The following is a 23,723-nucleotide window of genomic DNA, read 5'->3' on the forward strand; positions in this document are numbered from 1 at the left end:
CTCAGGTGAAGATACCTTCGAACTCTGCGGAAAAATCTTGGCTGGCGGGAACCATGCCGAGCTGATCGGCACTCCAGGCAATCAGCCGTCGGGATGCCTGGAACAGGGACTCCGAGAGCTCATGAAGCAAATTGAAGTGCTCGGCGATTTCAGCGTAATGCGTGGCGTAGTCATGTGCCGCCATGTTGCGAACCGCACGACAGCGTTGCCAATCATCAGTGGTGTCGATGACACCCTGTTTCTCGAAGAAGGCGAGCACCTTGAGGAAGCTGTCAATGGACTCCCCTGCCAGCAGAGCACTATGGCGCATGGCGGAGGCCAGGGAGTCCTGAAGCTTGGCGAATCGCTCATTGATGGCGGCAAGTGTCTCGAAGAGGTCGACGTCCTTCTTGTGCTCTGACAGCCAAACGGGCTCGATTGGCCAATCGAGCTTGGCTTCCGACTGCTGGAGAAACCAGGCACAGCGCTGGATGGCTTCCAGAAGTTCAGCGAGGTGGCGCTTCTGATCGTCGAGAACATCGTGGCTCATGCGGCATCCTCGACATCGATTGGCCGTGCTTGTTTCAGCGCGATGGCCTGGAAGGGAGTCGGGTCAGTGTGCTGTGCATAAGTCACTATATCCACAGGGAGTTGCAAGGACTCTTCCAATGCCTGCTTCAGTTCGGCGCGCGCGAGAAGTGAGATAGATGCGGGAGATACCAGCAACAGGTCCAGGTCACCACCGCGTCGGGTATCGTCGAGGCGTGAGCCGAACAGTCGGACCTCCACGTCTGCACCAACCAGCTGCCTGGTGGTGGAGAGGATGAGCTGGCGCTGCTGACGGGTGAGACGCATGGTGAGATTCCGGGCATGAGAGGCTCATCAAGAGTCTAGCACTGCGCCTGCGGTGGTCGACAACGCCACCCGAAGATGGCGTTGATCGAGCCGCGAGGCTATCGGTCAATGATCCTCGTGGTCGTGGTCGTGGTCGTGGTCGTCATGGCCGTCATCGACATGATCCAGGTCGGCCAGGGCGTCATGCAGGGTACGGGCGTTATGCAGCATCATGCCGGCTGTTTTAGCTCAGCCAGCAGCGTTTCCGGTGCGACATCCTGTCCGTTGGGCCAGGTCACGGCGCCAAACAGGATATCAACCCGAGCGAAGTAGGCCGTATCACGCAGCTCACGGAAAATGCCGTGGTCCAGGTAGGGTTTCATGTCGAACAGGCCCTTCTGGCCATTTTCCAGCTCCACATAGAGCGTATAGTCGGGTTGTGGCCTGACGACTTTCACATCCCAATACATAGGCATGTCTCCTTGTCCATTACAGCGGATCGATCTTGTAGAGGCTTTCCCCCGCAATTGCCAAGGCCCAGTCGGCCATCAGTTCATCGCGATGCAGCTCGATCCAGGCCTGCACCAGACGCAGCTGCTTGCGCGGCAATTCTCCGGCCAGTACCTCACCTTCGGCAAGGCTGATCGACGCCTCGTACTCAGCATAGCGTGCATGCAAGTGCGGCTCGCCATGGTGCTGATTGTCCAGAAAATACATGCGGATAAAATGATGCCATAGAACATCGAGATAACCGGCATGGCAGCGTCCTCGCAGCGTTGTGGAAGAAATCATCAGTGAATGCCAGGTCGATGACCACCTGGTAGCGCTCAAGCACGGTGTTCTCGCGCAGCACCGGGAAGTAGCCGCGAGGCTATCGGTCAATGATCATCGTGGTCGTGGTCATGCCCATGATCGCCGTGGTCGTCATGATCCAGGTCGGCCAGGGCTGCATGCAGGGTGCGGGCGTTGTGCAGCATCATGCCGATATAGGTGCTTGCCTGGCCTTCGGCGGCCAGCGCATCGGCATACAGCGTGCCGACGACCTCGAGCCCGGTTTCCTCGGCGAGCTGGTTGATGATCGCCGGGCTCGTCATGTTTTCGTGGAACAGCGCCTGCACGTTCTCGTCGCGGATGACGTCGATCAGGCGGGCCATGTTGGCGGCACTCGGCTCGGCTTCGGTGGAGAGCCCCACCGGCGAGAGGAAGCGAATACCGTAGGCCGCGGAGAAGTGGCCGAAGGAGTCGTGGCCGGTGATCACGCTGGTGGACCCGGGAATCTCGCCGAGCAGCTCGCGTATCTCGGCATCGGTGGCCTCGAGCTCGTTGATGTAGCGCTCGGCGTTGTCGCGGTAGGCGGCGGCGTTGTCCGGGTCGGCCTCGATCAGGCCGTCGCGGATGTTGGCGACATAGACCTGGCCCATGGCGAGATCCTGCCAGCCGTGGGGGTCCTGGTCACCGTGGTCATGGTCATCATGGCCGCCATGATCATCGTGGTCATTCGCGTGATCGTCGTGGTCTGCATGATCGTCATGGCCGTGGTCGTCGTGATCCACATGGCCATGCTCATCGCGCGGCACGCTGGCGATCCCTTCTGTGGTGATGACCAGCGCTCCGTCGTAATCGCTCGATTCGACCAGTCGCTCCATCCAGCCTTCGAAGCGCAGGCCGTTGAACACCACCAGGTCGGCCTCGGCCAGCCGGCGGGCATCGGTGGGGCGCGGTGAATAGACGTGGGCGTCGCTGTCGGGGCCGACCAGGGACGTGATCTCGACATGCTCGCCACCGACGTTGTCGATCATGTCGGCGAGGATGCTGAAGCTGGTCACCACCTGGACGCGCTCGGCGGCGATAGCGGCGGGCATGGGCAGCAGGGTGGCGACGGCCAGCAGCAGGGCGGCGGAACTCGGGGCTCGTGTGATTGGTTGCATCGGTGTTGAATCCTTCGTGGAGGTCATCAATGAGTTGTAAGGTCAGGACGACTCGGCCGAGCCCAGCGGGGCGGCACGCCGGCGCAGGCGCTCGGTCAGGCTGTGGTGACGGCCGAACAGGGCCGAGAGCAGGTAGGCCACCCCGGCCAGCAGGATGATCGCGGGGCCCGAAGGCAGGCTCAGGTGATAGGAGAGCAGCAGGCCACCGCTGCTGGCGAGCATGGCGATGCCGATGGCGATGCCGATCAGTCCTTCCAGGCGCTTGCTCCAGAAGCGCGCGGTGGTGGCCGGCAGCATCATCAGGCCCACCGCCATCAGGGTGCCGAGGGTCTGGAAGCCGGCGGTGAGGTTGAGCACCACCAGCCCCAGGAACATGCCGTGGACCAGCCCCCCGCGCACCCCCTGGCCGCGCAGGAACAGCGGATCGAGGCACTCCACCACCAGGGCGCGGAAGATCACTGCCAGGGTGACCACGATCAGGCTGGTGATGGCGGTGATCAGCACCAGCGCCGTGGTGTTGACGGCAAGTATCGAGCCGAACAGCACATGGGTCAGGTCCACGCTGCTGCCGCCCAGCGATACCAGCATCACCCCGCCGGCCAGCGAGATCAGGAAGAAGCTGGCCATGGCGGAGTCCTCGCGGTGGCCGGTCATCTGCGAGACGCTACCGGCCATCACCGCCACCAACAGCCCCGAGAGCACGCCACCCAGGCTCATCATCGGCAGCGAGAAGCCGGCCAGCAGAAAGCCCAGCGCCACGCCGGGCAGGATGGCGTGGGCCATGGCATCACCGATCAGGCTCATGCCGCGCAGCATCAGGAACACCCCGAGTGGCGGAGCGGCCAGGGACAGGGCAAGCCCGGCCACGAAGGCGCGGCGCATGAAGCCGTAGTCGAAGGGGGCCAGCAGCCAGGCGTCAAACAGTTCCAGCATCAAGAGTATCCGGGAAGATGAAAGGCAGGCGCGGGGCCTTGGCAGGCTGGCCGGCATAGCGTTCCAGCAGCGATTCGGGGCTTGCCCAGCGGCCATGGCCGCCGGCCAGGATCAGCACGTCGTCGGCCAGCCGCGAGAGTTGTTCCAGGTCATGCAGCACCACAATGATGGTGGCGCCTTGCCTGGCCGTGTCGCGCAGCACATCCGTCAGCACGTTGACGGTCTCGATGTCGACGTTGGCAAAGGGTTCATCGAGCAGCAGCAGTTCGGCTTCCTGCATCAGGGTGCGGCCGATCAACGCGCGCTGGCGCTGGCCACCGGAGAGCTCGCCCAACGGGCGATGGGCAAGCGACGAGATGCCGAGCCTGGCCATGATCTCGCGGCCCCGCCGGTAGTGCGCCGCGCAATAGCCTTTCAGCGCCCCATGGCTTGGCCAGGTGCCGGTCATGATCAGCTCTTCGACACTCATCGGAAAGGTCAGGTCCAGGGCCAATTGTTGTGGCAACCAGGCGCAACGCTCCTTCGGTACCTGACATTCCACCTTGCCGGCCACCGGGCGCAGCATGCCCATGATCGAGGCGATCAGCGTGCTCTTGCCCGAGCCGTTGGCGCCGACCAGAGCGGTGATGGCGCCATCCATGAAGCGGCCATCGAGATGTTCGAGCACGGTTTGTCCACCGCGCGCCAGTTGCAGGTCTTCGAGTTGCAGGCGCGACATCAGGACCACCACCCGGCGGCCCAGGATGTCGCCAGCCACAGGCCAACCAGGGGTGCTGCCACCAGCAGCAATCGGCGGCCGGCGGCCAGCGACATCAGCGAGAAATGGCAAGGTCCTTCCGGGCGGTGCCGGTGTGTGCGATGTGCCATGGAAGCCTCCTCCGGCAAAGTGGGGGAGGTTATAACATAACAATACTCATCCTGGCCAGAGCGCTCGGCATCGCCAGCGGTTCAACGCCAAGGGGGCGATGCTCAATAGCGCAGGGCGACGCCCAACTGACTGGGCCCCACCAGCCAGGCGTACTCGCCTTCGAGGTGAACATCACCGAACGAGACCCTGGCGGGCTGAAAGCGATTGATCGCCGAGGTGGCCTGGCGCGGCTGGCTCTGCAACTGCAGTTCGCTGACCAGCATGCCGGTGGCGAAGTTGATCGCCCCGTCGCGCTCGCGGCCATCGCCCACCGCAATCGTCAGCCCCGCAATGGTATTGACGGCCAGCGAGCCGAGTCGCGCCTGAAGGCTGCGGCGCGCTCGTTCTTCCTCGGCGACGGCTTCGAGCAACCGACGGGCACGCTGGATATCGTCCTCGCCGTCACGCCATTCACGGTAAGCGGCAGGATGCGGTTGGCGGTCCAGCAGCATGCCACCCAGCGCCAATGCCGACTTGACCACCCCGACCCGGGCATCGAAGCGGTCGTCCGCATCGCTCGCTTCGCTGGCCTGCCAGGCATTCACGGCCAGGCTTCCGGCGTAGACGCTTGTCCACCCGACCTGCCACAGGTTGGCGTGTCGCGAGCCTTGGGCCAGCGCATCCTCGTAGGCGCGGTATTCCTGGGAAGAGGATTGGGCAAGGGCTGGCGTGGAAAGCCAGATGGCCGATAGCAGCAGGATCAGCAGCGAACGGCAGGCAAACGACGGTTTCGAAGACGACAGACCGCTTTTCGAGAGCGCGCGGGCCAATCGTGTGGAGGGGCGTAAGAAAGTCGGCATCGGGCAGCTCCAGGGCGGTGAGGGGAACCTCAGAAGCCTAGCAGCAAGGGGGCGGGAACCGCATGCCTCATGCTGCTAATGTGGGGGCATTCCCCGACGTCAGAACGATGCGCGACATGACCGCTGCCACCATGCCATGATCGTTGATTAAGAAAGCCTGTTTGATAAACACGAGGACGTGAACATTGATGTCGATGATGAAGCTGAGCGCAGTGATGCTGATGGCCGCCACGCTAAGCGGCTGCGTGCCGTTCGTACCGATTATTTGATGACAGCTACCCCCTTTACGGACTTACAGCTCCGGCGTCGACATCCCCCGCACCCCGGTGAGACGCTGCGCGAAGATGTATTGCCGGCACTGGAGATCAGCGTGACGGAAATGGCGCGTCGCCTGGGGCTGGCGCGGGAAACTCTGTCGCGGATTCTGCACGGGCGGGCACCGATTAGCCCGGATCTGGCCGTTCGCCTTGAAAGAGCCGGCATTGGCCGGGCGCGTGCCTGGCTGGCGGTGCAATGTGATTACGACCTGTGGCAGGCCGAACACCGTGCCCAGCCGCCCATAGAAAGCTTCGCCGAGTTGGTGTAACTCCGCGCCAGCGGGGATGAGCCGCCGAGCATCGTTGTGATCTCGCTTGGCACGAGTTGCAGACCTCTCGCCGATGGTGGCTAGCGGGATGGATTGTTCGGATCGCTTGGGCTGGGTCTTGATGTGCGTTGGTGCCAATGGCCGGGAATCTCATTGATATGTTCGTGCAGTCGTTGACTGGTGTATTCGCGAGCCATACGCATGAACCCTTCGCCGTCGCCTTTTCTGTAAGCGTTACCCCGGGCCGATAGGGCTCTGTCGGAAGTGAGAAGGCGCATAACGATTCGTTGAAATCTGTTCGGCACTTCCCAGTCATGGCGTTCGAGCTGTGTTGAATAAATTAGCGATGTTTCACGAAGCTCATTCAGGGTTGCGCGGGACGCCGGGTTGGTGATCATGACTGTCAGGTCATTCCACTCCCGGAAGTGTGCTGTCAGTTGTTCGAAGCTGGATAGCTGCCGCTGCTGGGCTTGCTCCAGAGCTTGTGAGGCTTCGCCTGGTTTGAAGGGAATCTGCTTTGCTGGTTCACCAAGTTCAGAGTTTCGTTCCCAAAGGCTGAGCTGGACATCCGTGGTGTTGTGGCTGTGCCGGTCAACCGCCTTCACTACGGCGGACAGGCCGGTGAAGGCTTCAGATTGCACTGCGCTGGGAACATAGCGTGGGATCAAATCGCCAGCATCCATCTCGGAGCCCACGTCACGCTTGTCGTAGAAATAGCGCTGTTGTACTCCCCGTTCGCTGATGCTGCGATGTGTGCAGACATAAGCCACGTCTACTTCATAGCCATTTGCTTGGAGCCGGCTGATAAGATCGATAGCCTTGTCGCTTTTTGCCAGTGTGGCGTCGAAGACGAAGTTGACTCCTTTCAAGATGGCATCCTCGAGGAGCCGGCTTGTCAGGTATTGTGTGGCAGCATGAGACCAGTTCGCCGCCCCTTGCGCCTGATCGACTGTCCTGGCGCGATCAGTATACCCCGGCACGTAGTCTCTCAGTTCATCTGCATCGATGGCCACGAAGTCGTCTTCAATCTCCGCACTCAGAGAATCCTGCACCGATGACTTGCCTGCCCCTGGTTGCCCACCAATCAGGATCGCTCGCTTATCTTCAGCCGGTGCGAGGCCGTCGAGATACGCCGGAGCAATCTCAGAAGAGTAAATGTTGCCGAGGGTTTTGGTGGGTATATCCGCGCTGTCAGCGAACCAAGATGGGTCTGTCGGCATTGGGTCCGGCCATGTCGATCTTATAAGGTATTTACACAGCTCGATTAGATGGAGAGGCGCGATTTGTGGTTCGAGAGGTCGTCTAACACGGCGGCGGTGAAACGTTCGCTTTCGCGCACCATGTTCTCGTCAGGGGTTGCCTCTGAGATCATGCGGACGACATGCCCAAGCTGGCTGTATGCTGCCATGGTAGCGTCGTAATCGTTCTTCGACTGGCAAGCAGCGAATTGGCGGCGCTTGGTGGGATAAAACTCCTTTGCAACATGGCGGAGCCGTTCACCCAGCTCTGGGTGACCAGAGGCATCCGCTTCGCGGGCCTTGCGGTTCAGGAGCCTGAAGATATGGCCCCAGCGCTGTTTCAGGCGGTTATCCAACACGGTTGCCGGGAGGCGCTGTGCCTGCGCTTCACTGTTACTGCTGTCTTGGCGGGCTTTGTGCGTACGACGTCGCCGGACGACGGTGGTTTTCGTCCCGGTTCGTTTATAAGTCTTCACTTTGTCAGGCAGTGCATTCATGCTTCTACCTCCTTTTATGCACTTACAAGATAGCATTTCGATAACCCAGCCGCGATGCTGAATCAATCACCATCAATCTGTGGCGGTGGCATGGGTACGCATGACCACCATCACTCGCATCACCCCCTTCCCCCCGCCACCATCCCAGCGCTGTACCAGGCGATCATGCGTTCTTCATCGGTGGGAATGACCCAGGCGCCGACGCGGCTGTCGGCGGTGCTGATGCGGGTGGCGTGGCGTTGGTTGGCGGTGGGGTCGAGGCTGAGGCCTAGCCAGTCACAGCCCTGGCAGATGGCGTCGCGTACCGGGGCGGCGTGTTCGCCGATGCCGGCGGTGAATATCAGGTGGTCGAGCCCTCCCATGGCGGCGGCCAGGCTGCCGATCTCGCGGGTGATGCGGTAGGTGTAGAGGTCGATGGCCTGGCGGGCTTCCAGGGCAGGGCTTGCCAGCAGTTCGCGCATGTCGCCGCTGATGCCGGAAACCCCGCGCAGGCCTGAGCGCTGGTAGAGCATGGTTTCCACCTCTTCGGCGCTCATGCCTTCCTGGCGGATGAGGTGCAGCACCAGGCCGGGGTCGAGGCTGCCGCTGCGGGTGCCCATGGCCAGGCCTTCGATGGCGGTGAAGCCCATGGTGGAGGCGACGCTTTGGCCGTCCTGGATCGCGCACAGGCTGGCGCCGTTGCCAAGGTGGGCGACGATCGCCCGCCCGCCGGGGTGGCCGCCAAGGTGCTCGGGCATCACGCGGTTGATGTAGTCGTAGGAGAGGCCGTGGAAGCCGTAGCGGATCAGGCCGCGTTCGGTGAGTTCGCGGGGCAGGGCGTAGTGCCTGGCCACCTGGGGTTGGGTGGCGTGGAAGGCGGTGTCGAAGCAGGCCACCTGGGCAAGCGTGGGGTGGCGTTCGGCGAGCCGTCTGGTCGGGGCCAGGCAGTAGGGCTGATGGAGCGGGGCCAGTGAGTTCAGGCCGGCGAGCTCATCGATGATGGTGGCGTCGAGCCGCACCGGTGCCTGGTAGTGGCGCCCGCCGTGTACCACGCGGTGGCCGACGACCGAGAGGTCGGCGAGATCGGGGGCTTGTGAGATCCAGTCCAGCAGCCGTTGCAGGGCGTCATGGTGGTCGAGATCGCCGGGAAGCCCTTGCAGTGCCGGGGCCTGGGCGCTGTTTCCCTGGCCATCGACCAGGGTCAGGCGTGCCGCGCCCTGGCCGTGGCCCAGCCCGGCGAAGTGGCCGCGATAGCGCAGCGCCAGGCTGGCCAGCGACGGGTCGCCGGGCGCGCCATACAGCCCGAACTTGAGGCTCGATGAGCCGCTGTTGATGACCAGGATGTCGCCCATCATTCCCCCGCCAGCCGCGCCAGGTTCTGACGTTGTTGGTGGTCGGCCAGCAGCAGCGCCAGTGCGCAGGAGGCCATGCGGGTGATCGGCTCGTCGGCGCGGCTGGTCAGTACGATGGGCACCCGGGCGCCGATCACCAGCCCGGCACCGGTGGCGTCGGCCAGGTAGGTGAGCTGTTTCATCAGCATGTTGGCGGATTCGAGGTCCGGGGCGACGAGGATATCGGCGCGGCCGGCCACCGGCGAGATGATGTGCTTGGCGTTGGCGGCGGCTTCCGAGACGGCATTGTCGAAGGCCAGTGGGCCATCCAGCGTGCCGCCCTGGATCTGTCCACGATCGGCCATCTTGCACAGTGCGGCGGCATCCAGGGTGGAGGCGATCTTGGGGTTGATGGTTTCCACCGCGGAGAGTATCGCCACCTTGGGGTCAGCGTTGCCCAGGGCATGGGCCAGTTCGATGGCGTTCTGCACGATATCGCGCTTGGTGGCGAGGTTGGGCGTGATGTTGATGGCGGCATCGGTGATCAGCAGCGGGCGCGGGTAGGTGGGGACATCGAAGGCCATCACATGGCTGATGCAGCGCTCGGTGCGCAAGCCGCCGTCGCGCTTGAGCACTTCATGCATCAGTTCATCGGTGTGCAGTGCCCCTTTCATCAGGGCGTTGGCGCGCCCTTCGTGCACCAGTGCCACGGCACGGGTCGCGGCGGCGTGGCTGTGGGGGACATCGATCAGCTCGAAGCCGGTGATATCCAGTTCGGCCTCCATGGCGGCGGCCTGGATCTTCGCTCGCGGTCCGACCAGGATCGGCGTGATCAGGCCGTGCTGCGCGGCGGCCACCGCGCCCGTCAAGGAGCTTCCGTCGACCGGGTGCACCACCGCCATGGTGATCGCCTCGGGGTGGTCGGCGGCGCTGAGTATCTCGTGTAGCCGCCCGCGCTCGGCGAGCCGCACCGAGGGCAATACGGTACGGGGCCGGCGGACCTTCTGCGTGGGCGCCAGTACGCGGGCCTGGCCTTCGATGACCACCTTGCCGCGCTGGTTCGCACAACGGCAATCCAGGGTCAGTTGATGGGTCTCGGGTGACTTGGCGGTGACCTTGACGCTGACGTCGAGCACGTCGCCCAACCTGACCGGCGCATGGAAGTCGAGGGTCTGGCTGAGATAGATGGTGCCGGGCCCGGGAAGCTGGGTGCCGAGTACGGTGGAAATCAGGGCGCCGCCCCACATGCCATGGGCGATCACCTCCTGGAAGCGGCTCGAGCGGGCGAAATCGTCATCCACATGGGAGGGGTTCACGTCGCCGGACATGATGGCGAACAGCTTGATGTCGTCCATGGTCAGGCGTTTATTGAGGTGCGCCACGTCGCCGACCTGAATCTCGTCGAAGGTCCGGTTTTCGATGAAAGCGTGCTCCTCGCTGTGGGCGCTTTCTCCTGAAGCCCTGTCTCCTGCAGAATGGTCGCCTGTCGCATCTTCCATGGGTGTCCTCCGTGATGGTTCGAGCAGCATGTTCGCCTAGCCTAGCGCCCAGTGAGGCGGGCCGCATTGATCGAGGTCGGGTTGGCGCCACAATGCGCCTCGCTGCTGGTAGGCTGCAACGTAGGATCTTTCACCCGACGAGGCGCTTGCCATGACACACCACGACGTCGACACGTCTTCCTCCCTCTCTACTTCCTCCCCCTCTACGCCTTTCGATAGTGCCGTGGCCGCTCTGGATGCCCTGCATGCCGAGGATCCACGCCGCGTGGAGGTGGATGGTGAGCCCATGCCCCAGGAGCTGTGGCATGCCGGGCGCATGAGCGCCTGGCTTGCCGAACTCATCGAGGCGCCCGACGAACTGATTCGGCTGGCGGTGCGCAACCAGCACCTGCAGCGCTGGCAGGTACCGCGTAGCGACTACCCCGAGGGGCGTGTCGGTTACCTGACCTGGCGTCGCGACCAGGGCAAGCGCGCGGGCGAGACCACCGCCCGGGTGATGCGTGAAGCGGGGTACCCCGAGGAGCAGGCCGAGCAGGTGGCGAAGATGATCCGCAAGCAGGGGCTCGGGCGCGACCCGGGCGCCCAGGCAGTGGAGGATTGCGCCTGCCTGGTGTTTCTGGAGAACTACTTCGCCGACTTTTCGAAGCAGATCGAGCATGAGCACCTGGTGCGCATCGTGCGCATGACCTGGAAGAAGATGTCGCCGCGCGCCCATGAGCTGGCGCTGGGCTTGCCGATGAGCGAAGAAGCGCGTGCGCTGGTGGAAGAGGCGCTGACCTGAACGGTTTGACAAGGCCTGGTAGACGCCCTAGATTCACAAGTGCAAATGATAATCTGTATCATTTAATCTGACATCTGGGAGGCCGTCATGTCCTATCGCATCAACACCGCACTCAATGGGCTGAACCCGACGCTGCAGATCTGCGATGCCACCACCGGGTCGGTACGCGTGGCCTGGGAGTATCCACGCGAACCCGCAGACATCTCCGATGAGCAGAGAGACATGCTGGCCATGCGCCGTGAGGAGGCGATTCATGACCTCTTCCGCCGGCTGTTCCTGCTGACTACCGAGCAGTACCTCAAGGGCGAGCTCGATTCGACACCGGCCCTTGGCGCCTGGCGGCGCCACAGGCGGCCTGGTGCGTCAGACGGGGTCGAGCGTCACTGACAGGGTCTCGGTGGTCTCGCAGGGCTTGCCGTGGCGCAGCGCGAGCTGGCGCTGGGTGAGGTTCATCACCACGCTGAACAGGGTTTCCATCCGCTCTTCGACGGGTTGGGCGAGGTTCTCGTGGCGGCAGATCGACAGGGGCTCGTCCTGGTGATCGGAGAGAATCTCGAACAGCGCGGCCTCGTTCACCCCGGAAGGTTCGGGAAGTTGTTGCTGCAGCAATGCATCCAGCCGGGCCAGTCGCGGACGCGAATCGGGGCGCGGGAAGTCTTCCACCTGGCAGGTGACGGCCCGCGCCGTGAGGTGGTTGGTGTGGGTGACCACGCCGTGATGCGGCTCGAGCCTTCCGGGTTCGCCGGGGTGCACTTCCAGCCCCACCGCCTGGCCGGTGCCGCTGGCGATCAGGAAGTGCGCCGGGGAACAGACCCGCTGGCGTGCCGCCACCGCGACGGCGCTTTGCATGTCCGGGCTTTCGAGGATCTTGCGCAGCGCTACGTGGATCGGCAGCCCTTCGCCACAGGTTCGCGAGCGAATGGCATTCAGGCAGACGCCGATGCCGTGGGCATTCATGCCGATCTTGGCGACCATGCCGGCCTCCCCGACGCTGATCAGCGGAGCGGCGTGGTCGCCCTCGATGCGCAGCACCACCACGTTAGGCAGCTGGTCGGCGCGCCAGTCCCAGTTCTGGGCCAGCCATTGAGTATTCGCCCGGTGCAGGGCGAAGGCCGAGCAGCCACCGCTGGCACGGGTCAGCGAGATCTCGCTTCGGCAGTTGAGGGTGAGGATGTCGGCGACATCCAGCCCCGCGCCTTCGGCGATGCCGGCCATTTCATCGAGAATCTCTGGAAAGCCACGCTCGATCATCGCGCCGAAGCGCTCGGCTTCGTCACGGGCCTGGGCCCAGTCGATCCCCACGAAATCCTGGAACAGCCGGTCGTAGACCTCGATGCTGGAGTGGATCAGCCGGGCATGCTGGCGGCCGTGGGCCAGGCCGATCTCGTGGCGTGTGCCACGAAGCTTGGTGACTTCGAGAGGGGCGCGTGGTGCCATCATTCGCCAAGCGTCTCGTCGAGCAGGTCGAGGAAGGCGGCCCAGGACTTCTCGTCGGCACGCTGTTGATATCGGTCGGAGCCGAATACGGTGAAGGCGTGGGGGGCGCCGGAATACACTTCGATCTCGTAGGTGACGCCAGCGTCCTCGAGCTCCTTGCCCAGTGTTGCCACATCGTCCAGGGAAATGGATTCGTCTGCGCCACCGTGGGCGATCAGGATCGGCGGCGTGTCGGATTCGTAGGACTGCCCCTCGGGGGTGCCCAGGCCACCATGGAAACTGGCGTAGCCGGCGATGTCCATGGCCTCGCCCGAGCGTGCCAGTTCCAGCACCACCGCGCCGCCGAAACAGTACCCCATCACCACCATGTCGGTGGCGGCGCCCTGGGCGCGTGCCTCGGCAAGCCCACCCAGCGTCAGCGCCCGCATGCGCTCGCGGTCTTCATAGAGGCGAGCGGTTTCCTCCTTGCGGGCGTCGAGCTCCTGGGGGCGGTTGCCCTGGCCGTACAGGTCGATGGCAAAGGCATCATAGCCTTGCTCAGCGAGCATGTCGGCGCGCTTGCGTTCGTAGTCATCCAGGCCATCCCAGTCGTGGATGATCAATACGCTGCCCTGAGCGTCTCCCTCGGCGGTCGCCAGGTAGCCCTCGAAGGCTTCGCCGTCGATCTCGTAGGTGATATCGCGGCCCGCATGCTCATCGGCAAGCGCCGGGGCGACTAGCAGGGGCAGGGCCAGGGCGGAAAGCAGGGTGATGCGGGTGGTGGTGCCTAACGAATGGCGTGGCATGGTGGGCTCCTCGTCGGGGTCTGCTGGGTTGCTTGGATCAGTCTAGTGCAAGCGCCCGTTGAGAGGGCTTTTCATGACGCGACGGGAATTGCTGGACGTGCGCCTTTGCCAGGCCACAACGTTGGCAGCGTGAACTTGTATTTTCGGCCGTAGGGTTCCAGATTTAACAGGGATTTCTGATTCAGCCAACACGAGCGTGACACCATGAAGAAGAACATTCTGTCGATGACAGTTGCAGCCTCCGCCCTGGCCTTGGCAGGTGTGGCGCAGGCGGAAGTGAAGATTGGGTTCCTGGGTGGCTTCACCGGGGGGATCGAGAGCCTGACGCCGCCGATCTTCGATGGCGCCCGGCTGGCGGTTCAGCAGGTCAACGAGCAGGGCGGCATTCTCGATGGCCAGGAACTGGTCATGCCCAGCGGCGATACCACCTGCAGCGACGCCTCGGCCGCTTCCAATGCCGCGGATCGCATGGTCAACACCGAGGAGGTGACGGCGATCGTCGGGGCGTTGTGCACCGGTGCTACCATCGCGGCGGCCAACAATGCGGCCATTCCTGGTGGTGTGACCATGGTCTCGCCCGCCTCCACGGCCCCTGCGGTGACCGAGCTCGATGACAACGACCTGGTATTCCGCACCGTGCCCTCGGATGCCTTCCAGGGGGAAATGCTCGCCAAGTTGTTGCTGGAAAAGGGCATCGACAATGTCGCGGTGACCTACGTCAATAACGATTACGGCAGCGGCCTGGCGGGTGCCTTCACCACGGCCTTCGAGAACGGCGGTGGCACGGTGGCCGAGAACCTCGCCCACGAGGATAACCGTGCCGACTACCGCTCTGAGCTGGGCTCGCTATCGGTCAGCGGCGCCGAGACCCTGGTAGTGCTGGCCTATGCCGACACCTCCGGCCAGACGGTGCTGCGTCAGGCCTATGAGGGTGGTATGTTCACCCAGTATGTCGGGGCCGATGGCATGGTCGGCGACAGCCTGATCGAGGCCATCGGTGCGGATGTTCTGGATGGCATGATCGCCACCCGCCCGGGCAGCCCCGATCTGCCGGGTACCGATATCTTCAACGAAGCCGCCGAGGCGGCCGACATCGACCCAAGCGCGGTATTCGCCGCCCAGGCCTACGATGCCGCTTTCCTGCTGGCCCTGGCCATCGAGCAGAATGGCAGCGCCGAAAGGGAAGGGGTGTCCGCCGCCCTGCGTAGTGTCTCGAGCGAGCCGGGCGAGGTGATCCTGCCGGGTGAATGGGAGAAGGCCGTCGAGTTGATCGCCGCGGGTGAAGAGATCAATTACGAAGGCGCTTCGGGCACCCATGAGTTCGATGAGGCCGGCGACGTACCCGGCGTAGTGGTCGAAATGGTGGTGGAAGATGGCACCTTCACCAGCAAGGGCTTTGTCGAGCCCTGATCCTGATCGCCCGCTAAATCCGACAACGTAGCGAAAGCACTGGGCCTCGGCATTGCCGAGGCCCAGTTCGTCAGGGTGATCGCCTTCTTCTTCGACCTGTCCCCGGCGCCCCTCGTCATGTCCACCGCGATTGCCCTACCTGTTCATTGTGCGCCAGGCATGGCGCGCTGTGCTGCTTCAACCGAGCGGTCGTCGGTGACCGCTACCTGTGGTGCGAGACCTTTTCCGGCAGCAAGCCCTTGGGGGCGAAGCGCAGTACCACGGTGATCAGCAGGCCAATCACGAAGACCCTCGCCTGCAAGGCGCGGCTCTCGAGATTGCCCGGTGCCTCCCAGCCGAAGCTGCCCTCGCCAATGGCGACGATCAGCTCCATCAGCCATAGCGCCAGGGGCTCGGACATGATCCAGATGATATACACCGCCACGGCACCGAAGATCGTGCCGAGGTTGTTGCCCGGCCCCCCCAGGATCACCATCACCAGCACCAGGAAGGTGTGGTTCAGTGGCAGAAAGCCCTGGGGGTCGAAGATGCTGTTGAAGCTGGTCAGCGCTGCACCGCCGATACCCATCAGGATGCAACCGAGCACGAAGATCTCCAGGCGGCGCCGGTTGATGTCCTTGCCCATGGCGGCGGCGGAGATTTCGTTGTCGCGAATGGCCCTGACCATGCGGCCCCAGGGGGCATGATAGGCGCGATGCAGCAGGAAGAAGATGGCGGCGATCATCACTGCGGTGATCGACAGGTAGACGGCCCTTGCAAGGGTGAAGCCGAGATCGGATGGCCCCGGCGTTGGCCATGGCAGCGGTGAGACCGTTGCCGTGCCGCGGGTCAACCAGTCGGAATTCTTGAGAAATGCCTTGATGATCTCGGCGATGCCCAGGGTGGCGATGGCCAGGTAGTCGCTGCGCAGGCCCAGGCAGATATGCCCGATGAAGTAGCCGACGACCCCGGCCAGGGCGCCACCGACGATCCAGCCGGTCCAGGCCGGTAGCCCCAGCCCGCCCACGAAGCCGGCCTGTGCTTCGATTTCGGCGGTGACCTCGCGCAGCATGCTGATCACCACCAGGTAGAGCACGACCGCCAGCACGATGGCGATCAGGGTGCGCAGCCAACGGGGGAAGCCCAGCCGGTCGAGCCGGGTCGCACCGAATACCAGCACCCCGGCAGCCACTACGTAGAGCAGTACCACGCCCAGTTCTCCCGGCAACTCGCTCTGCCAGAAGGTGTCGTTGACCGGTACGCTGAAGATCATCGCGCAGAAGCCGCCAAGTGCCACGAAGCCCATCACCCCGGCATTGAATTGCCCGCCGTAGCCCCATTGGATGGTCAGGCCCAGGGCCAGGATCGCATAGCAGGCGGCCTCGACCAGCATGCGGGTGCTGTAGGCCATGCCCATCACCGCGTAGACACCGAGAATGGCCACCAGCAGGGCGGCGAACAGCGCCAATTCCCGAAGTGGGAAGCGCGAAGGGGTGGCAACGCTATCAGGTCGTTGGGTCGTCATCAGATCACCTTGCCCTTGAAGATGCCGGTGGGGCGCCAGATCAGGATCGCCACCAGGATGAAGAACGGCACCACGATCTTGTATTCGGTACCGACGAAGGCCAGGTTCGCTTGGACGAGCCATTCGGGCAGGCTGTCGCCAAACGGGCGCAGCAGGATCGACCAGTTGAAGACCGCCAGGGTCTCGGCGAAACCAACCACGAACCCGCCGGCGATGGCGCCATAGGGGTGGCCAACACCGCCGACGATGGCCGCCGCGAAGATCGGCAGCAGCAGGAAGAAGCTCAGGTCTGGCTTGAAGGTGACATCCAGCGACAGCAGGGTGCCGGCGATGGCGGCCAGGCCACCGGCGATCACCCAGGTCACCGCGACGATGGTGTTGGTGTTGATGCCCGAGGCGCGCGCCAGGTCGGGGTTGTCCGACATGGCACGCATCGCCTTGCCAAGCCGCGAGCGGCTGAGGAACACATGCAGGCCCAGTACGCAAACCACCGTCAGCACGAACAGGATGACCTGAGGCTCGGTGACCACGATGGGGGCACGGACGTTCTCGAACGGCAGGGCCAGCCGGAAGATCTCCTTGCGCTCATCGATGTACAGGCTCTGCCCGCCGGTGCCGGAAAACAACCGGATCAACCCTTGAAGCATCAGGGTCACGCCCAGCGAGCCGATGACCATGACGATGGGTTTCACGCCGTGGGCGCGTAGCGGCTTGTAGAAGGCGCGGTCGATGCCGACCGCAAGCGCGGAGGTGAGCAACATGGCCAGCGGCAGCATGACGATGGCGGTGGGCAGCCCCACCAGCGCGCCGGCACCAGGGAAGATTGCGGTCAGCAGCAGGGCCATGAAGGCACCGAAGGTCATCATGTCGGCGTGGGCGAAGTGGGCGAAGCGCATGATGCTGAAAATCAGCGTCACGCCGATCGCGCCGATGGCATAGATCGAGCCGGTAACGCTGCCGGCGATCACCACGTTGTTGATGAAAAAAACCAGTTCGTTCAAGACGTTCTCTCCACGAGATGCGTTCCTTGGGGGCGCGCTCGACGGTCGCCGTCAGCCGCCGAGGAAACTCTTGGCGACTTCGGGGTCGGCCAGCAGGGCCGCTCCGGTGTCGGTGAAACGGTTCTGGCCGGCGGCCAGCACGAACCCCTTGTCGGCGATTGCCAGCGCCTGCTTGGCGTTCTGTTCGACCATCAGGATGCCGACGCCGGCCGCGTTTATCTGGCGAACCCGCTCGAAGATCTCGTTCATGTACAGCGGCGACAGGCCGGCGGTGGGCTCGTCGAGCAGCAACACCTCGGGCTCGGCCATCAGCGCGCGGCCCATGGCCACCATCTGGCGCTGGCCGCCGGAGAGCTCGCCCGCTGGCTGGCGGCGCTTGTCATGCAGCGGCGGGAAGAACTCGTAGACCTGGGCCAGCATGCGCTTGACGTTGTCGGGCTTGAGGAAGGCGCCCATCTCGAGGTTTTCCTGAACGCTCAGACTCGGAAAGACGTTGTTCTCCTGGGGTACGAAGCCCATGCCCTTCTGGACAAGCTTGTTGGGTGGCAGGTTGTGGATCGGTTCACCGCGCAGCAGAATCTCGCCCTGGCTGACCTGCAGCAGGCCGAATACCGCCTTGAGCATGGTCGACTTGCCAGCGCCATTGGGACCGACGATCACGCCGATCTCGTCGGCCTCGATGGTCATGTTCACCCCGTTGAGGATGTTCATGCCACCGTAACCGCCATGCACGTCGCGCGCTTCGAGTAATGGCATCGTGGGTGGGTCTCTGCGTTCGTCTGTAGGTGAATGGTGAGTCGTGAGTCGTAAGTTGTAAGTCGTGAGTTGTAAGTCGTGAGTCGAGAGCCGTGCTCAGGCGGTGCCGAAATAGGCTTCGATCACCTCGGGGTTGTTCTGGATATCCTCGATCGCGCCCTGCACCATGACGCTGCCCTGGGCCAGCACGATCACCGGGTCGCATAGCCTGGCGATCATCTCCATGTCGTGCTCGATCACCAGGAAGGTGTAACCCATCTCTCGGTTCAGGCGTTCGATATTGCCCACCAGGTCACCGAGCAGGGTACGGTTGACCCCGGCGGCGATCTCGTCGAGCAGCACCACCCGTGCGTCGGTCATCATCGTGCGGCCAAGCTCCAGCAACTTCTTCTGGCCACCGGAGAGGTTGCCGGCCAGCTCGTTGCGGACATGGTGAAGGCCGATGAAGTCGATTACCTCCAGGGCACGGCGGCGTACCTCGGCATCCTGTTCACGTACCCGGGTGGGTTTCAGCCAGGTGTTGAACAGGTTTTCCCCGGCCTGGGCCGGCGGCACCATCATCAGGTTCTCCAGCGCCGTCATCTGCGAGAACTCATGGGCGATCTGGAAGGTACGCAGCAGGCCCTTGTGGAACAACTCATTGGCGGGGCGGTTGGTGATGTCCTCGCCATCCAGCAGCACCTGGCCGCTATCCAGCGGCAGGCTGCCGGCGATGATATTGAACAGCGTCGACTTGCCTGCCCCATTGGGGCCGATCAAACCGGTGATCGAGCCCGCTTCGACCTGGATCGAACAGTCGTTGATGACTCGCAGGCCGCCAAAGGCCTTGTTGACGTGTCGCACGTCGATGATGGCTGTCATGGGGTGTAGTGCCTACCGTTGTGCTTTGTGGGGTTTACGCCGAGCCCATGGGCGTCACCCTTCCTGGTGACCGTCGGCCAGGAAGGTGCGACCGGCCGCAAAGGCGCCAACGATGACCAGGGCGCCAATGGTGGGAATCAAATAGCCTTCAACCTGTGGAATGGTGCGCAGAAACACGAAGGATACCGCCGCCGGCGCCACAAAGCGCACCAGGAAACGCCAGATCATGAACCAGGTTTCGCTGGTGCGCATCTCCTTCATCACCTCGGAGTGGGTCAGCGCCCAACCGGCGAACAGGGCGATCAACAGGCCACCCAGCGGCATGAAGATATTGGTCAGAAGCTCGATGAATTCGAATGGGCTGCGGCCCGCCAAGGCATGGAACAGCGTGCCTTCGGCCCAGATGTTGAAGCTGGCAACGGTAAGCAGGCCGAGCGCCCAGCTGGCCACCACCATCAAGGCGACTGCCTGCGGGCGGGTCATGTCGAAACGTTCGACCAGGTAGGCCGCCACCGGCTCGATCAGCGAGATGGAGGAGCTGATGGCCGCTCCGAGTACCAGGATGAAGAACACCCCACCGACCAGTGCACCGAAGGGCATCTCGGCAAACGCCAAGGGCAGGGTGACGAACATCAGCCCGGGACCCTGGCCGGGGCTCAGGCCGGCGCCGAATACCAGCGAGAAGATGGCCAGACCCGCCACCATGGCAACCGAGGTATCGACGATGGCGATGGCGATGGCGGTGCGGGTCAACGAGACCTCGCTGTTCATGTAGGCGCCATAGGCCATGATCGCGCCCATGCCGAGGCTCAGCGTGAAGAATGACTGCCCCATGGCGGCAAGCCAGCCTTCGAGGCTCAAGTCGGCGATGTTGAACGTGAACAGGAAGCTTGCGGCGGCCGCGAAATCGCCATTGGCGATGCCATAGACGAGCACCACCAGCAGGATCGCGAACAGTGCCGGCATGATGATGCGCAGGCCGCTCTCGATGCCCTTGTGGACACCCATGCCGACGATCAGCCCCGAGGCGACGATGAACAGCGTGTGGTAGAAGGTCAAAAGCCCAGGCGCGGCGAGCAGCGCATCGAAGCCCTCGCCGATCATCTCGGCATCGGCGCCGACCAGCGAGCCTGTCAGCATCTGCCAGGTGTAGTGGATGGCCCAACCGGCGATCACCGAATAGAAGCTCAGGATCATGAAGGCCGAGGCGGCACCGAGCCAGCCGATCGACTCCCAGGCGCGCGACGTATTGTGGCAACGGGTCAGAAAGCGCATGCCCATGATCGGGCTGCGACGACTGGCGCGGCCCAGCATGGTCTCGGCGATGAGGATGGGTATGCCCACGGCGAAGATGGTCAGCGCGTAGATCAGAATGAACGCGCCGCCGCCATTTTCACCGGTCAGGTACGGGAAACGCCACAGGTTGCCAAGCCCCACCGCCGAACCCACCGCCGCAAGCAGGAAGGTGCCCTTGTGGGTCCAGACGTTGTGCGTGCTCATGCCAGCTCCCGGAAAAGAGGGGGTCGAGGCCGTGTCGGCCAACTCGCCAATTTTGCGGGAAAAGGGCGCGCGGGACCAGATGCACAGCGTTTAGAGCCCGTTTAGACATGGCGTGGCCGTGGCTCGGGGGTCAATGTTCGTCCGCGGGATCATCGCCATCGTCGTCCGTGTGCCTGGGTTGTGGTTCCAGTGCGCGGCTGGCATCGGGCAGGCGCACTGTATCCCCCAGGTTGAGCTTGCCATGCGATTTCATGCGCCGACCGTTGTCGGTGGCGATCAGCGCCACCACCTCGCCGATGCTGGTGTCTTCCACATAGGCCTCGACCTTGATGCGCACGATCGCGCCCTCGTGGCGCGCCGAGAGGATATCGCCTGGGCCGGGGTCGGAGTGGTGGCCCGAGGTGTCCTTTTCAAAGTGGCGCATCACGCTATCGGCGCCCGGGTCGTCCCAATCGACGTGCTTATGCATGGCAAGGCTCCTGCCGTTAACCAACGATGGATTACGCCTCCAGCATAGACCTTGTGGTCGACCGTTCAATACAAACGCGTGACGCCGAGCTGGATCTGGTTGCGGTCGTAGCTGTACAGGTCGATGTTGCTGCGACGGGAGGAGTGAATCAGCGTGAGCTCGGGGGTGAAGCCCTTGAAGATCCAGCGACGATTGGTCAGGCGTAGCCGGGTGCGCCACAGGTCGTCACGGCGCTCCACCCCGAAGGCGGGTGTCACGTCGTCATAGCGCGCGTGAAGGTACTCCGGCTGCACCAGCGCCGTCAGGCCGCCGAACAACTCCCGGTAGTAACCCACGCCGGCGCGATAGACGTTATTGCTGAGCATATCGAGTTCGGTCGATTCCCTGGACACCCCGACCAGCCCCATCACCCCACTCGATGGCGTCAGCGCGTATTGCCAGCTGCCCAGCCAACTGGTGCGGGTGCCGTCGAGGCTTTCGGCCTCGTCGTGACGCACCCACTGGTGCTCGAGCGAGGTGTGCAGCCGGGTACGGGATGACGGGTAGTGGGTCAGTTCCTGGCGGATGCCGGCACCGTGGTTGTAGGGCTCGTTGCCATACCAGCGGTGGAAGCCGGTCAACAGCGTGCTGAGCTCGGTGTTGTCGAACCGCCAGTTGGGCCCCAGGTGGACGCGAGCCAGGGTGTCGTCGAAGTCGCCGCCGCTGTAGTCGGTGCGGTACACATCGCCGCCCACGCGGAGACGGGTGCGCTCGCCGATATGTGGCGACCACTCCGCGCTGGTATTCAACAGCAGCCCGACGCCGGTCTGGCGCCGGGCACCCTCCGATAGCTCGAAGGGCAGCCCGAAGATGCTGATTTCCTCGATGCTGGGGGCGGCATTGACGTTGGTATCCGGCGCCATGGCCACCGATACATCCCAGTCAAATGTCTGGCGTTCACGGATGGCGGCGAGGTAGCGGTCAATATTGGCATTCACTTCCGCGGGAAGGTCGCCACTGCGCGCGAAGCGGAACTGGCGGCCGGCATCGCGGTAGTCGCCGCTTTCGAACAGCGCGCGGCCGAGTTCGAGGCGCACGCGAACCGCCTGCGGGTCACGGATCAGGATCTCGCGGAAGTACTCGGCCGCGCCCTCGTAGTCCTGCTCGCCCATGGCCAGCATGCCGAGCAGAAAGGCGATATCGTCGCTCTCGGCGAAACGCTCGCGGGCCTCGAGAAGAATGGCCTTGGCGCGCTCGTTCTCGCCCTGCTCCATCAGGCCCGTAGCGGCCACGGCGGCCACGGGCATCTGGCGCTGGGCGGATTGGGTGGGTTGGGTAGCTTGAGCGGATGCGGTAACGGGGAACATGGCAAACAGCCAGGCGATTCCCAGGCAAACAATGGTACGTGGCAACGGCAAAGCACGCTCCTCATCAATTGGCGGTGGCAAGCCTGAGCACCAGACACAAGACCCGCCCAGTGGGCGGGTCTTGTCTCAAGTGGCGGGTTTCGTCACGAGCAGGCGTGGCTACTGCTTGACGCCAAATGCCCCGAACGCCGTGCCACCGCTGGTATCCTCAAGGCTCCAGGTGCCCGCCGCCTCGGCGGCCTGTGGGCCATAGAAGCGGCCAGTGACGTTGCCTTCCGCATTGGCATCGAGTGCAGCCGCATTATCGGGGGCATTGGTGACATCGGCATCGGCGCTGAAGGCATTGCCGATGATACTGCCGCTGAAGGCCACATCGTTCCAGGGCGTGGTGCTGTTCAATGCACCATCGATATCCGCGCCGGATCTCATATTGGTCATGGCGCCGGTCAGGGTGTCCGCCCCGAAGTCGACATCCATGCGGACATTGCCGATGACATCGGATGGCACGCCGGCGGCGGTCACGCTGAAGCCGTTGGCCACGCCAGTGAACGTTGCCGTGCCCATGTCGGGCATATCGTCTGTTCGGGTGGCGTAGCCACCGGCGAAGAATCCGACATCGAGCTCATTGGAATTGGCGCTCTGGGGCACCGACCAGAACCCGTACGCGGCATAACTCAAGCCGCCCGAGGGTATCCGGCTCGCTAGCGAACTGTCCTGGGAGAACAGCTCGATCTCGGCCCCATTGGCGCCTTCGTAGAAACCAGTGAAGTCCCCCTCGGTCAGTATCACATCCACGCCGTTGTCGGGGTCCCGGAGCTGCAGCCTGGAACTTCCGTCTGCGGCTTGCTCGAGCACCGTGATGGTGGCATTGGCGCCCACGGTGGGCCCGCTGTTGATGGTGACGCCCTCATTTGTCTCGGTGGGCTGGATGGTCGTGGTGTCCAGCGCGAACACCTCGCCCGCGGGAATCTCGTCGGCCGGGTTGACAGTGCCGTAGGTCGGATCTGGGTCGCTCGGGTCGCTGGTATCGCCACCGCCGCCGGTATCACCACCGCCATCGCCACCCGAGCCGCCGCTGTTGGGCTGCTCCGTGCCACCACCTGAACTCTCGGGCGAGTTCACGGTGCCGCTGCTCGAGCAACCGGCCACGGCGACGATCGCCAGGGCCAGCAATGAAAGCTTGAATCCTGCAGGTAGCTTGTTGAAATTATTCATTTTAATGTTCCCCTTCTTCGGTTTGGCCTTTAGGTTCACCCTTATTTTCGGAACGAGCGCCCTAGGTTGAGCCTGGCGTGTTGAATTGAAACATGCGGCAACCCTGTGATAATCACCCATATGGGTGAGGCGTCTCGCTAGTTTCCT

The 23,723-nt window shown here is 63.5% G+C and carries 28 protein-coding genes; 4 read left to right on the forward strand and 24 right to left on the reverse strand.

Annotation, left to right across the window (positions count from 1 at the left end):
* Position 1: 1 nt before the first annotated feature.
* The 10 genes from C6V82_RS09530 to C6V82_RS18110 all read right to left on the reverse strand — a co-directional run bounded on the left by C6V82_RS09530 (position 2) and on the right by C6V82_RS18110 (position 5,613).
* Positions 2–529 (reverse strand): hypothetical protein, encoded by a 528-nt coding sequence (locus C6V82_RS09530; protein ID WP_102587720.1) that lies wholly within the window; start codon positions 527–529, stop codon positions 2–4.
* Positions 526–834: a nucleotidyltransferase domain-containing protein gene (locus tag C6V82_RS09535; protein ID WP_102587721.1), complete on the reverse strand. Its 309-nt coding sequence runs from the start codon at positions 832–834 to the stop codon at positions 526–528. The genes C6V82_RS09530 and C6V82_RS09535 overlap by 4 nt, the downstream gene beginning before the upstream one ends.
* 209 nt (positions 835–1,043) lie before the next feature.
* The gene (locus C6V82_RS09545; RefSeq protein WP_102587722.1) at positions 1,044–1,283 is read right to left on the reverse strand and encodes a DUF2442 domain-containing protein; all 240 of its coding nucleotides are present in this window, start codon (positions 1,281–1,283) and stop codon (positions 1,044–1,046) included.
* Between the two features lie 19 nt (positions 1,284–1,302).
* Positions 1,303–1,605 (reverse strand): DUF4160 domain-containing protein, encoded by a 303-nt coding sequence (locus C6V82_RS09550; RefSeq protein WP_219724490.1) that lies wholly within the window; start codon positions 1,603–1,605, stop codon positions 1,303–1,305.
* A gap of 86 nt (positions 1,606–1,691) precedes the next feature.
* Positions 1,692–2,741, reverse strand: coding sequence for a metal ABC transporter solute-binding protein, Zn/Mn family (locus C6V82_RS09555; protein WP_102587724.1), 1,050 nt, complete (start codon positions 2,739–2,741; stop codon positions 1,692–1,694).
* Between the two features lie 42 nt (positions 2,742–2,783).
* On the reverse strand, positions 2,784–3,674 hold the full coding sequence (locus C6V82_RS09560; RefSeq protein ID WP_102587725.1) for a metal ABC transporter permease: 891 nt from the start codon (positions 3,672–3,674) through the stop codon (positions 2,784–2,786).
* Complete coding sequence (locus C6V82_RS09565; protein ID WP_102587726.1) at positions 3,658–4,392, reverse strand: metal ABC transporter ATP-binding protein; 735 nt, start codon at positions 4,390–4,392, stop codon at positions 3,658–3,660. The genes C6V82_RS09560 and C6V82_RS09565 overlap by 17 nt, the downstream gene beginning before the upstream one ends.
* The gene (locus C6V82_RS18105) at positions 4,392–4,541 is read right to left on the reverse strand and encodes a hypothetical protein (protein WP_180978257.1); all 150 of its coding nucleotides are present in this window, start codon (positions 4,539–4,541) and stop codon (positions 4,392–4,394) included. The genes C6V82_RS09565 and C6V82_RS18105 overlap by 1 nt, the downstream gene beginning before the upstream one ends.
* Positions 4,542–4,643: 102 nt before the next feature.
* Positions 4,644–5,381, reverse strand: coding sequence for a hypothetical protein (locus C6V82_RS09570; RefSeq protein ID WP_229843151.1), 738 nt, complete (start codon positions 5,379–5,381; stop codon positions 4,644–4,646).
* 67 nt (positions 5,382–5,448) lie between these two features.
* Positions 5,449–5,613, reverse strand: coding sequence for a hypothetical protein (locus C6V82_RS18110; protein WP_180978258.1), 165 nt, complete (start codon positions 5,611–5,613; stop codon positions 5,449–5,451).
* A 36-nt stretch (positions 5,614–5,649) separates the two neighbouring features.
* On the opposite strand from C6V82_RS18110, the gene C6V82_RS09575 reads away from it, so the two are divergent.
* Positions 5,650–5,967, forward strand: coding sequence for a HigA family addiction module antitoxin (locus tag C6V82_RS09575; protein ID WP_102587797.1), 318 nt, complete (start codon positions 5,650–5,652; stop codon positions 5,965–5,967).
* A gap of 80 nt (positions 5,968–6,047) precedes the next feature.
* On the opposite strand, the gene C6V82_RS09580 is transcribed toward C6V82_RS09575, so the two are convergent.
* The 4 genes from C6V82_RS09580 to C6V82_RS09595 all read right to left on the reverse strand — a co-directional run bounded on the left by C6V82_RS09580 (position 6,048) and on the right by C6V82_RS09595 (position 10,511).
* Positions 6,048–7,187 (reverse strand): zeta toxin family protein, encoded by a 1,140-nt coding sequence (locus tag C6V82_RS09580; RefSeq protein WP_102587727.1) that lies wholly within the window; start codon positions 7,185–7,187, stop codon positions 6,048–6,050.
* Positions 7,188–7,231: 44 nt separating this feature from the next.
* Positions 7,232–7,702 (reverse strand): hypothetical protein, encoded by a 471-nt coding sequence (locus C6V82_RS09585; protein ID WP_102587728.1) that lies wholly within the window; start codon positions 7,700–7,702, stop codon positions 7,232–7,234.
* 119 nt (positions 7,703–7,821) lie between these two features.
* Positions 7,822–9,036, reverse strand: a complete 1,215-nt coding sequence (locus tag C6V82_RS09590; RefSeq protein WP_219724491.1) for an acetate/propionate family kinase — start codon at positions 9,034–9,036, stop codon at positions 7,822–7,824.
* Positions 9,033–10,511: a bifunctional enoyl-CoA hydratase/phosphate acetyltransferase gene (locus tag C6V82_RS09595; RefSeq protein ID WP_102587730.1), complete on the reverse strand. Its 1,479-nt coding sequence runs from the start codon at positions 10,509–10,511 to the stop codon at positions 9,033–9,035. The genes C6V82_RS09590 and C6V82_RS09595 overlap by 4 nt, the downstream gene beginning before the upstream one ends.
* A gap of 151 nt (positions 10,512–10,662) precedes the next feature.
* On the opposite strand from C6V82_RS09595, the gene C6V82_RS09600 reads away from it, so the two are divergent.
* A complete protein-coding gene (locus C6V82_RS09600) occupies positions 10,663–11,292 on the forward strand; it encodes a DUF4202 domain-containing protein (protein ID WP_102587731.1) in 630 nt (209 codons plus the stop codon).
* Positions 11,293–11,379: 87 nt separating this feature from the next.
* Entirely contained in the window at positions 11,380–11,679 is a 300-nt protein-coding gene (locus C6V82_RS09605) for a hypothetical protein (RefSeq protein ID WP_102587732.1), read from the forward strand.
* Here C6V82_RS09605 and C6V82_RS09610 read toward each other — a convergent pair.
* Both C6V82_RS09610 and C6V82_RS09615 read right to left on the reverse strand, forming a co-directional pair.
* The gene (locus C6V82_RS09610) at positions 11,656–12,732 is read right to left on the reverse strand and encodes a C45 family autoproteolytic acyltransferase/hydrolase (protein WP_229843152.1); all 1,077 of its coding nucleotides are present in this window, start codon (positions 12,730–12,732) and stop codon (positions 11,656–11,658) included. The genes C6V82_RS09605 and C6V82_RS09610 overlap by 24 nt on opposite strands.
* A complete protein-coding gene (locus C6V82_RS09615; RefSeq protein WP_102587733.1) occupies positions 12,729–13,514 on the reverse strand; it encodes a dienelactone hydrolase family protein in 786 nt (261 codons plus the stop codon). Before C6V82_RS09615 ends, C6V82_RS09610 begins: the two co-directional genes overlap by 4 nt.
* Positions 13,515–13,718: 204 nt before the next feature.
* On the opposite strand from C6V82_RS09615, the gene C6V82_RS09620 reads away from it, so the two are divergent.
* Positions 13,719–14,924, forward strand: coding sequence for an ABC transporter substrate-binding protein (locus tag C6V82_RS09620; RefSeq protein ID WP_102587734.1), 1,206 nt, complete (start codon positions 13,719–13,721; stop codon positions 14,922–14,924).
* A 202-nt stretch (positions 14,925–15,126) separates the two neighbouring features.
* Here the strand turns inward: C6V82_RS09620 and C6V82_RS09625 are convergent, their stop codons facing one another.
* The 8 genes from C6V82_RS09625 to C6V82_RS09660 form a co-directional block, all read right to left on the reverse strand.
* Positions 15,127–16,428 carry a branched-chain amino acid ABC transporter permease gene (locus tag C6V82_RS09625; RefSeq protein ID WP_102587735.1) on the reverse strand — a complete coding sequence of 434 codons (1,302 nt, stop codon included), beginning with the start codon at positions 16,426–16,428 and terminating at the stop codon, positions 15,127–15,129.
* A complete protein-coding gene (locus C6V82_RS09630) occupies positions 16,428–17,429 on the reverse strand; it encodes a branched-chain amino acid ABC transporter permease (protein ID WP_102587736.1) in 1,002 nt (333 codons plus the stop codon). The genes C6V82_RS09625 and C6V82_RS09630 overlap by 1 nt, the downstream gene beginning before the upstream one ends.
* Positions 17,430–17,480: 51 nt before the next feature.
* Positions 17,481–18,185 carry an ABC transporter ATP-binding protein gene (locus C6V82_RS09635; protein WP_102587737.1) on the reverse strand — a complete coding sequence of 235 codons (705 nt, stop codon included), beginning with the start codon at positions 18,183–18,185 and terminating at the stop codon, positions 17,481–17,483.
* Positions 18,186–18,281: 96 nt separating this feature from the next.
* Positions 18,282–19,046 (reverse strand): ABC transporter ATP-binding protein, encoded by a 765-nt coding sequence (locus C6V82_RS09640; RefSeq protein ID WP_102587738.1) that lies wholly within the window; start codon positions 19,044–19,046, stop codon positions 18,282–18,284.
* Positions 19,047–19,100: 54 nt separating this feature from the next.
* Positions 19,101–20,546 (reverse strand): sodium-dependent transporter, encoded by a 1,446-nt coding sequence (locus tag C6V82_RS09645; RefSeq protein ID WP_102587739.1) that lies wholly within the window; start codon positions 20,544–20,546, stop codon positions 19,101–19,103.
* Positions 20,547–20,676: 130 nt separating this feature from the next.
* Positions 20,677–21,015 carry a hypothetical protein gene (locus C6V82_RS09650; protein WP_102587740.1) on the reverse strand — a complete coding sequence of 113 codons (339 nt, stop codon included), beginning with the start codon at positions 21,013–21,015 and terminating at the stop codon, positions 20,677–20,679.
* A gap of 65 nt (positions 21,016–21,080) precedes the next feature.
* Entirely contained in the window at positions 21,081–22,406 is a 1,326-nt protein-coding gene (locus tag C6V82_RS09655; protein WP_146157040.1) for a porin family protein, read from the reverse strand.
* Positions 22,407–22,520: 114 nt separating this feature from the next.
* Positions 22,521–23,576 (reverse strand): transferrin-binding protein-like solute binding protein, encoded by a 1,056-nt coding sequence (locus C6V82_RS09660; RefSeq protein WP_102587742.1) that lies wholly within the window; start codon positions 23,574–23,576, stop codon positions 22,521–22,523.
* Between the last annotated feature and the right edge of the window lie 147 nt (positions 23,577–23,723).

Source organism: Halomonas urumqiensis, assembly GCF_003028575.1.
GTDB lineage: Bacteria > Pseudomonadota > Gammaproteobacteria > Pseudomonadales > Halomonadaceae > Halomonas > Halomonas urumqiensis.

Coding starts and splice junctions, on each gene's coding strand:
- C6V82_RS09530 (WP_102587720.1), bottom strand. CDS start 529: ATGAGCCACGATGTTCTCGACGATCAGAAGCGCCACCTCGCTGAACTT.
- C6V82_RS09535 (WP_102587721.1), bottom strand. CDS start 834: ATGCGTCTCACCCGTCAGCAGCGCCAGCTCATCCTCTCCACCACCAGG.
- C6V82_RS09545 (WP_102587722.1), bottom strand. CDS start 1,283: ATGTATTGGGATGTGAAAGTCGTCAGGCCACAACCCGACTATACGCTC.
- C6V82_RS09550 (WP_219724490.1), bottom strand. CDS start 1,605: ATGATTTCTTCCACAACGCTGCGAGGACGCTGCCATGCCGGTTATCTC.
- C6V82_RS09555 (WP_102587724.1), bottom strand. CDS start 2,741: ATGCAACCAATCACACGAGCCCCGAGTTCCGCCGCCCTGCTGCTGGCC.
- C6V82_RS09560 (WP_102587725.1), bottom strand. CDS start 3,674: ATGCTGGAACTGTTTGACGCCTGGCTGCTGGCCCCCTTCGACTACGGC.
- C6V82_RS09565 (WP_102587726.1), bottom strand. CDS start 4,392: ATGTCGCGCCTGCAACTCGAAGACCTGCAACTGGCGCGCGGTGGACAA.
- C6V82_RS18105 (WP_180978257.1), bottom strand. CDS start 4,541: ATGGCACATCGCACACACCGGCACCGCCCGGAAGGACCTTGCCATTTC.
- C6V82_RS09570 (WP_229843151.1), bottom strand. CDS start 5,381: ATGCCGACTTTCTTACGCCCCTCCACACGATTGGCCCGCGCGCTCTCG.
- C6V82_RS09575 (WP_102587797.1), top strand. CDS start 5,650: ATGACAGCTACCCCCTTTACGGACTTACAGCTCCGGCGTCGACATCCC.
- C6V82_RS09580 (WP_102587727.1), bottom strand. CDS start 7,187: ATGCCGACAGACCCATCTTGGTTCGCTGACAGCGCGGATATACCCACC.
- C6V82_RS09585 (WP_102587728.1), bottom strand. CDS start 7,702: ATGAATGCACTGCCTGACAAAGTGAAGACTTATAAACGAACCGGGACG.
- C6V82_RS09590 (WP_219724491.1), bottom strand. CDS start 9,036: ATGATGGGCGACATCCTGGTCATCAACAGCGGCTCATCGAGCCTCAAG.
- C6V82_RS09595 (WP_102587730.1), bottom strand. CDS start 10,511: ATGGAAGATGCGACAGGCGACCATTCTGCAGGAGACAGGGCTTCAGGA.
- C6V82_RS09600 (WP_102587731.1), top strand. CDS start 10,663: ATGACACACCACGACGTCGACACGTCTTCCTCCCTCTCTACTTCCTCC.
- C6V82_RS09605 (WP_102587732.1), top strand. CDS start 11,380: ATGTCCTATCGCATCAACACCGCACTCAATGGGCTGAACCCGACGCTG.
- C6V82_RS09610 (WP_229843152.1), bottom strand. CDS start 12,732: ATGATGGCACCACGCGCCCCTCTCGAAGTCACCAAGCTTCGTGGCACA.
- C6V82_RS09615 (WP_102587733.1), bottom strand. CDS start 13,514: ATGCCACGCCATTCGTTAGGCACCACCACCCGCATCACCCTGCTTTCC.
- C6V82_RS09620 (WP_102587734.1), top strand. CDS start 13,719: ATGAAGAAGAACATTCTGTCGATGACAGTTGCAGCCTCCGCCCTGGCC.
- C6V82_RS09625 (WP_102587735.1), bottom strand. CDS start 16,428: ATGACGACCCAACGACCTGATAGCGTTGCCACCCCTTCGCGCTTCCCA.
- C6V82_RS09635 (WP_102587737.1), bottom strand. CDS start 18,185: ATGCCATTACTCGAAGCGCGCGACGTGCATGGCGGTTACGGTGGCATG.
- C6V82_RS09640 (WP_102587738.1), bottom strand. CDS start 19,046: ATGACAGCCATCATCGACGTGCGACACGTCAACAAGGCCTTTGGCGGC.
- C6V82_RS09645 (WP_102587739.1), bottom strand. CDS start 20,546: ATGAGCACGCACAACGTCTGGACCCACAAGGGCACCTTCCTGCTTGCG.
- C6V82_RS09650 (WP_102587740.1), bottom strand. CDS start 21,015: ATGCATAAGCACGTCGATTGGGACGACCCGGGCGCCGATAGCGTGATG.
- C6V82_RS09660 (WP_102587742.1), bottom strand. CDS start 23,576: ATGAATAATTTCAACAAGCTACCTGCAGGATTCAAGCTTTCATTGCTG.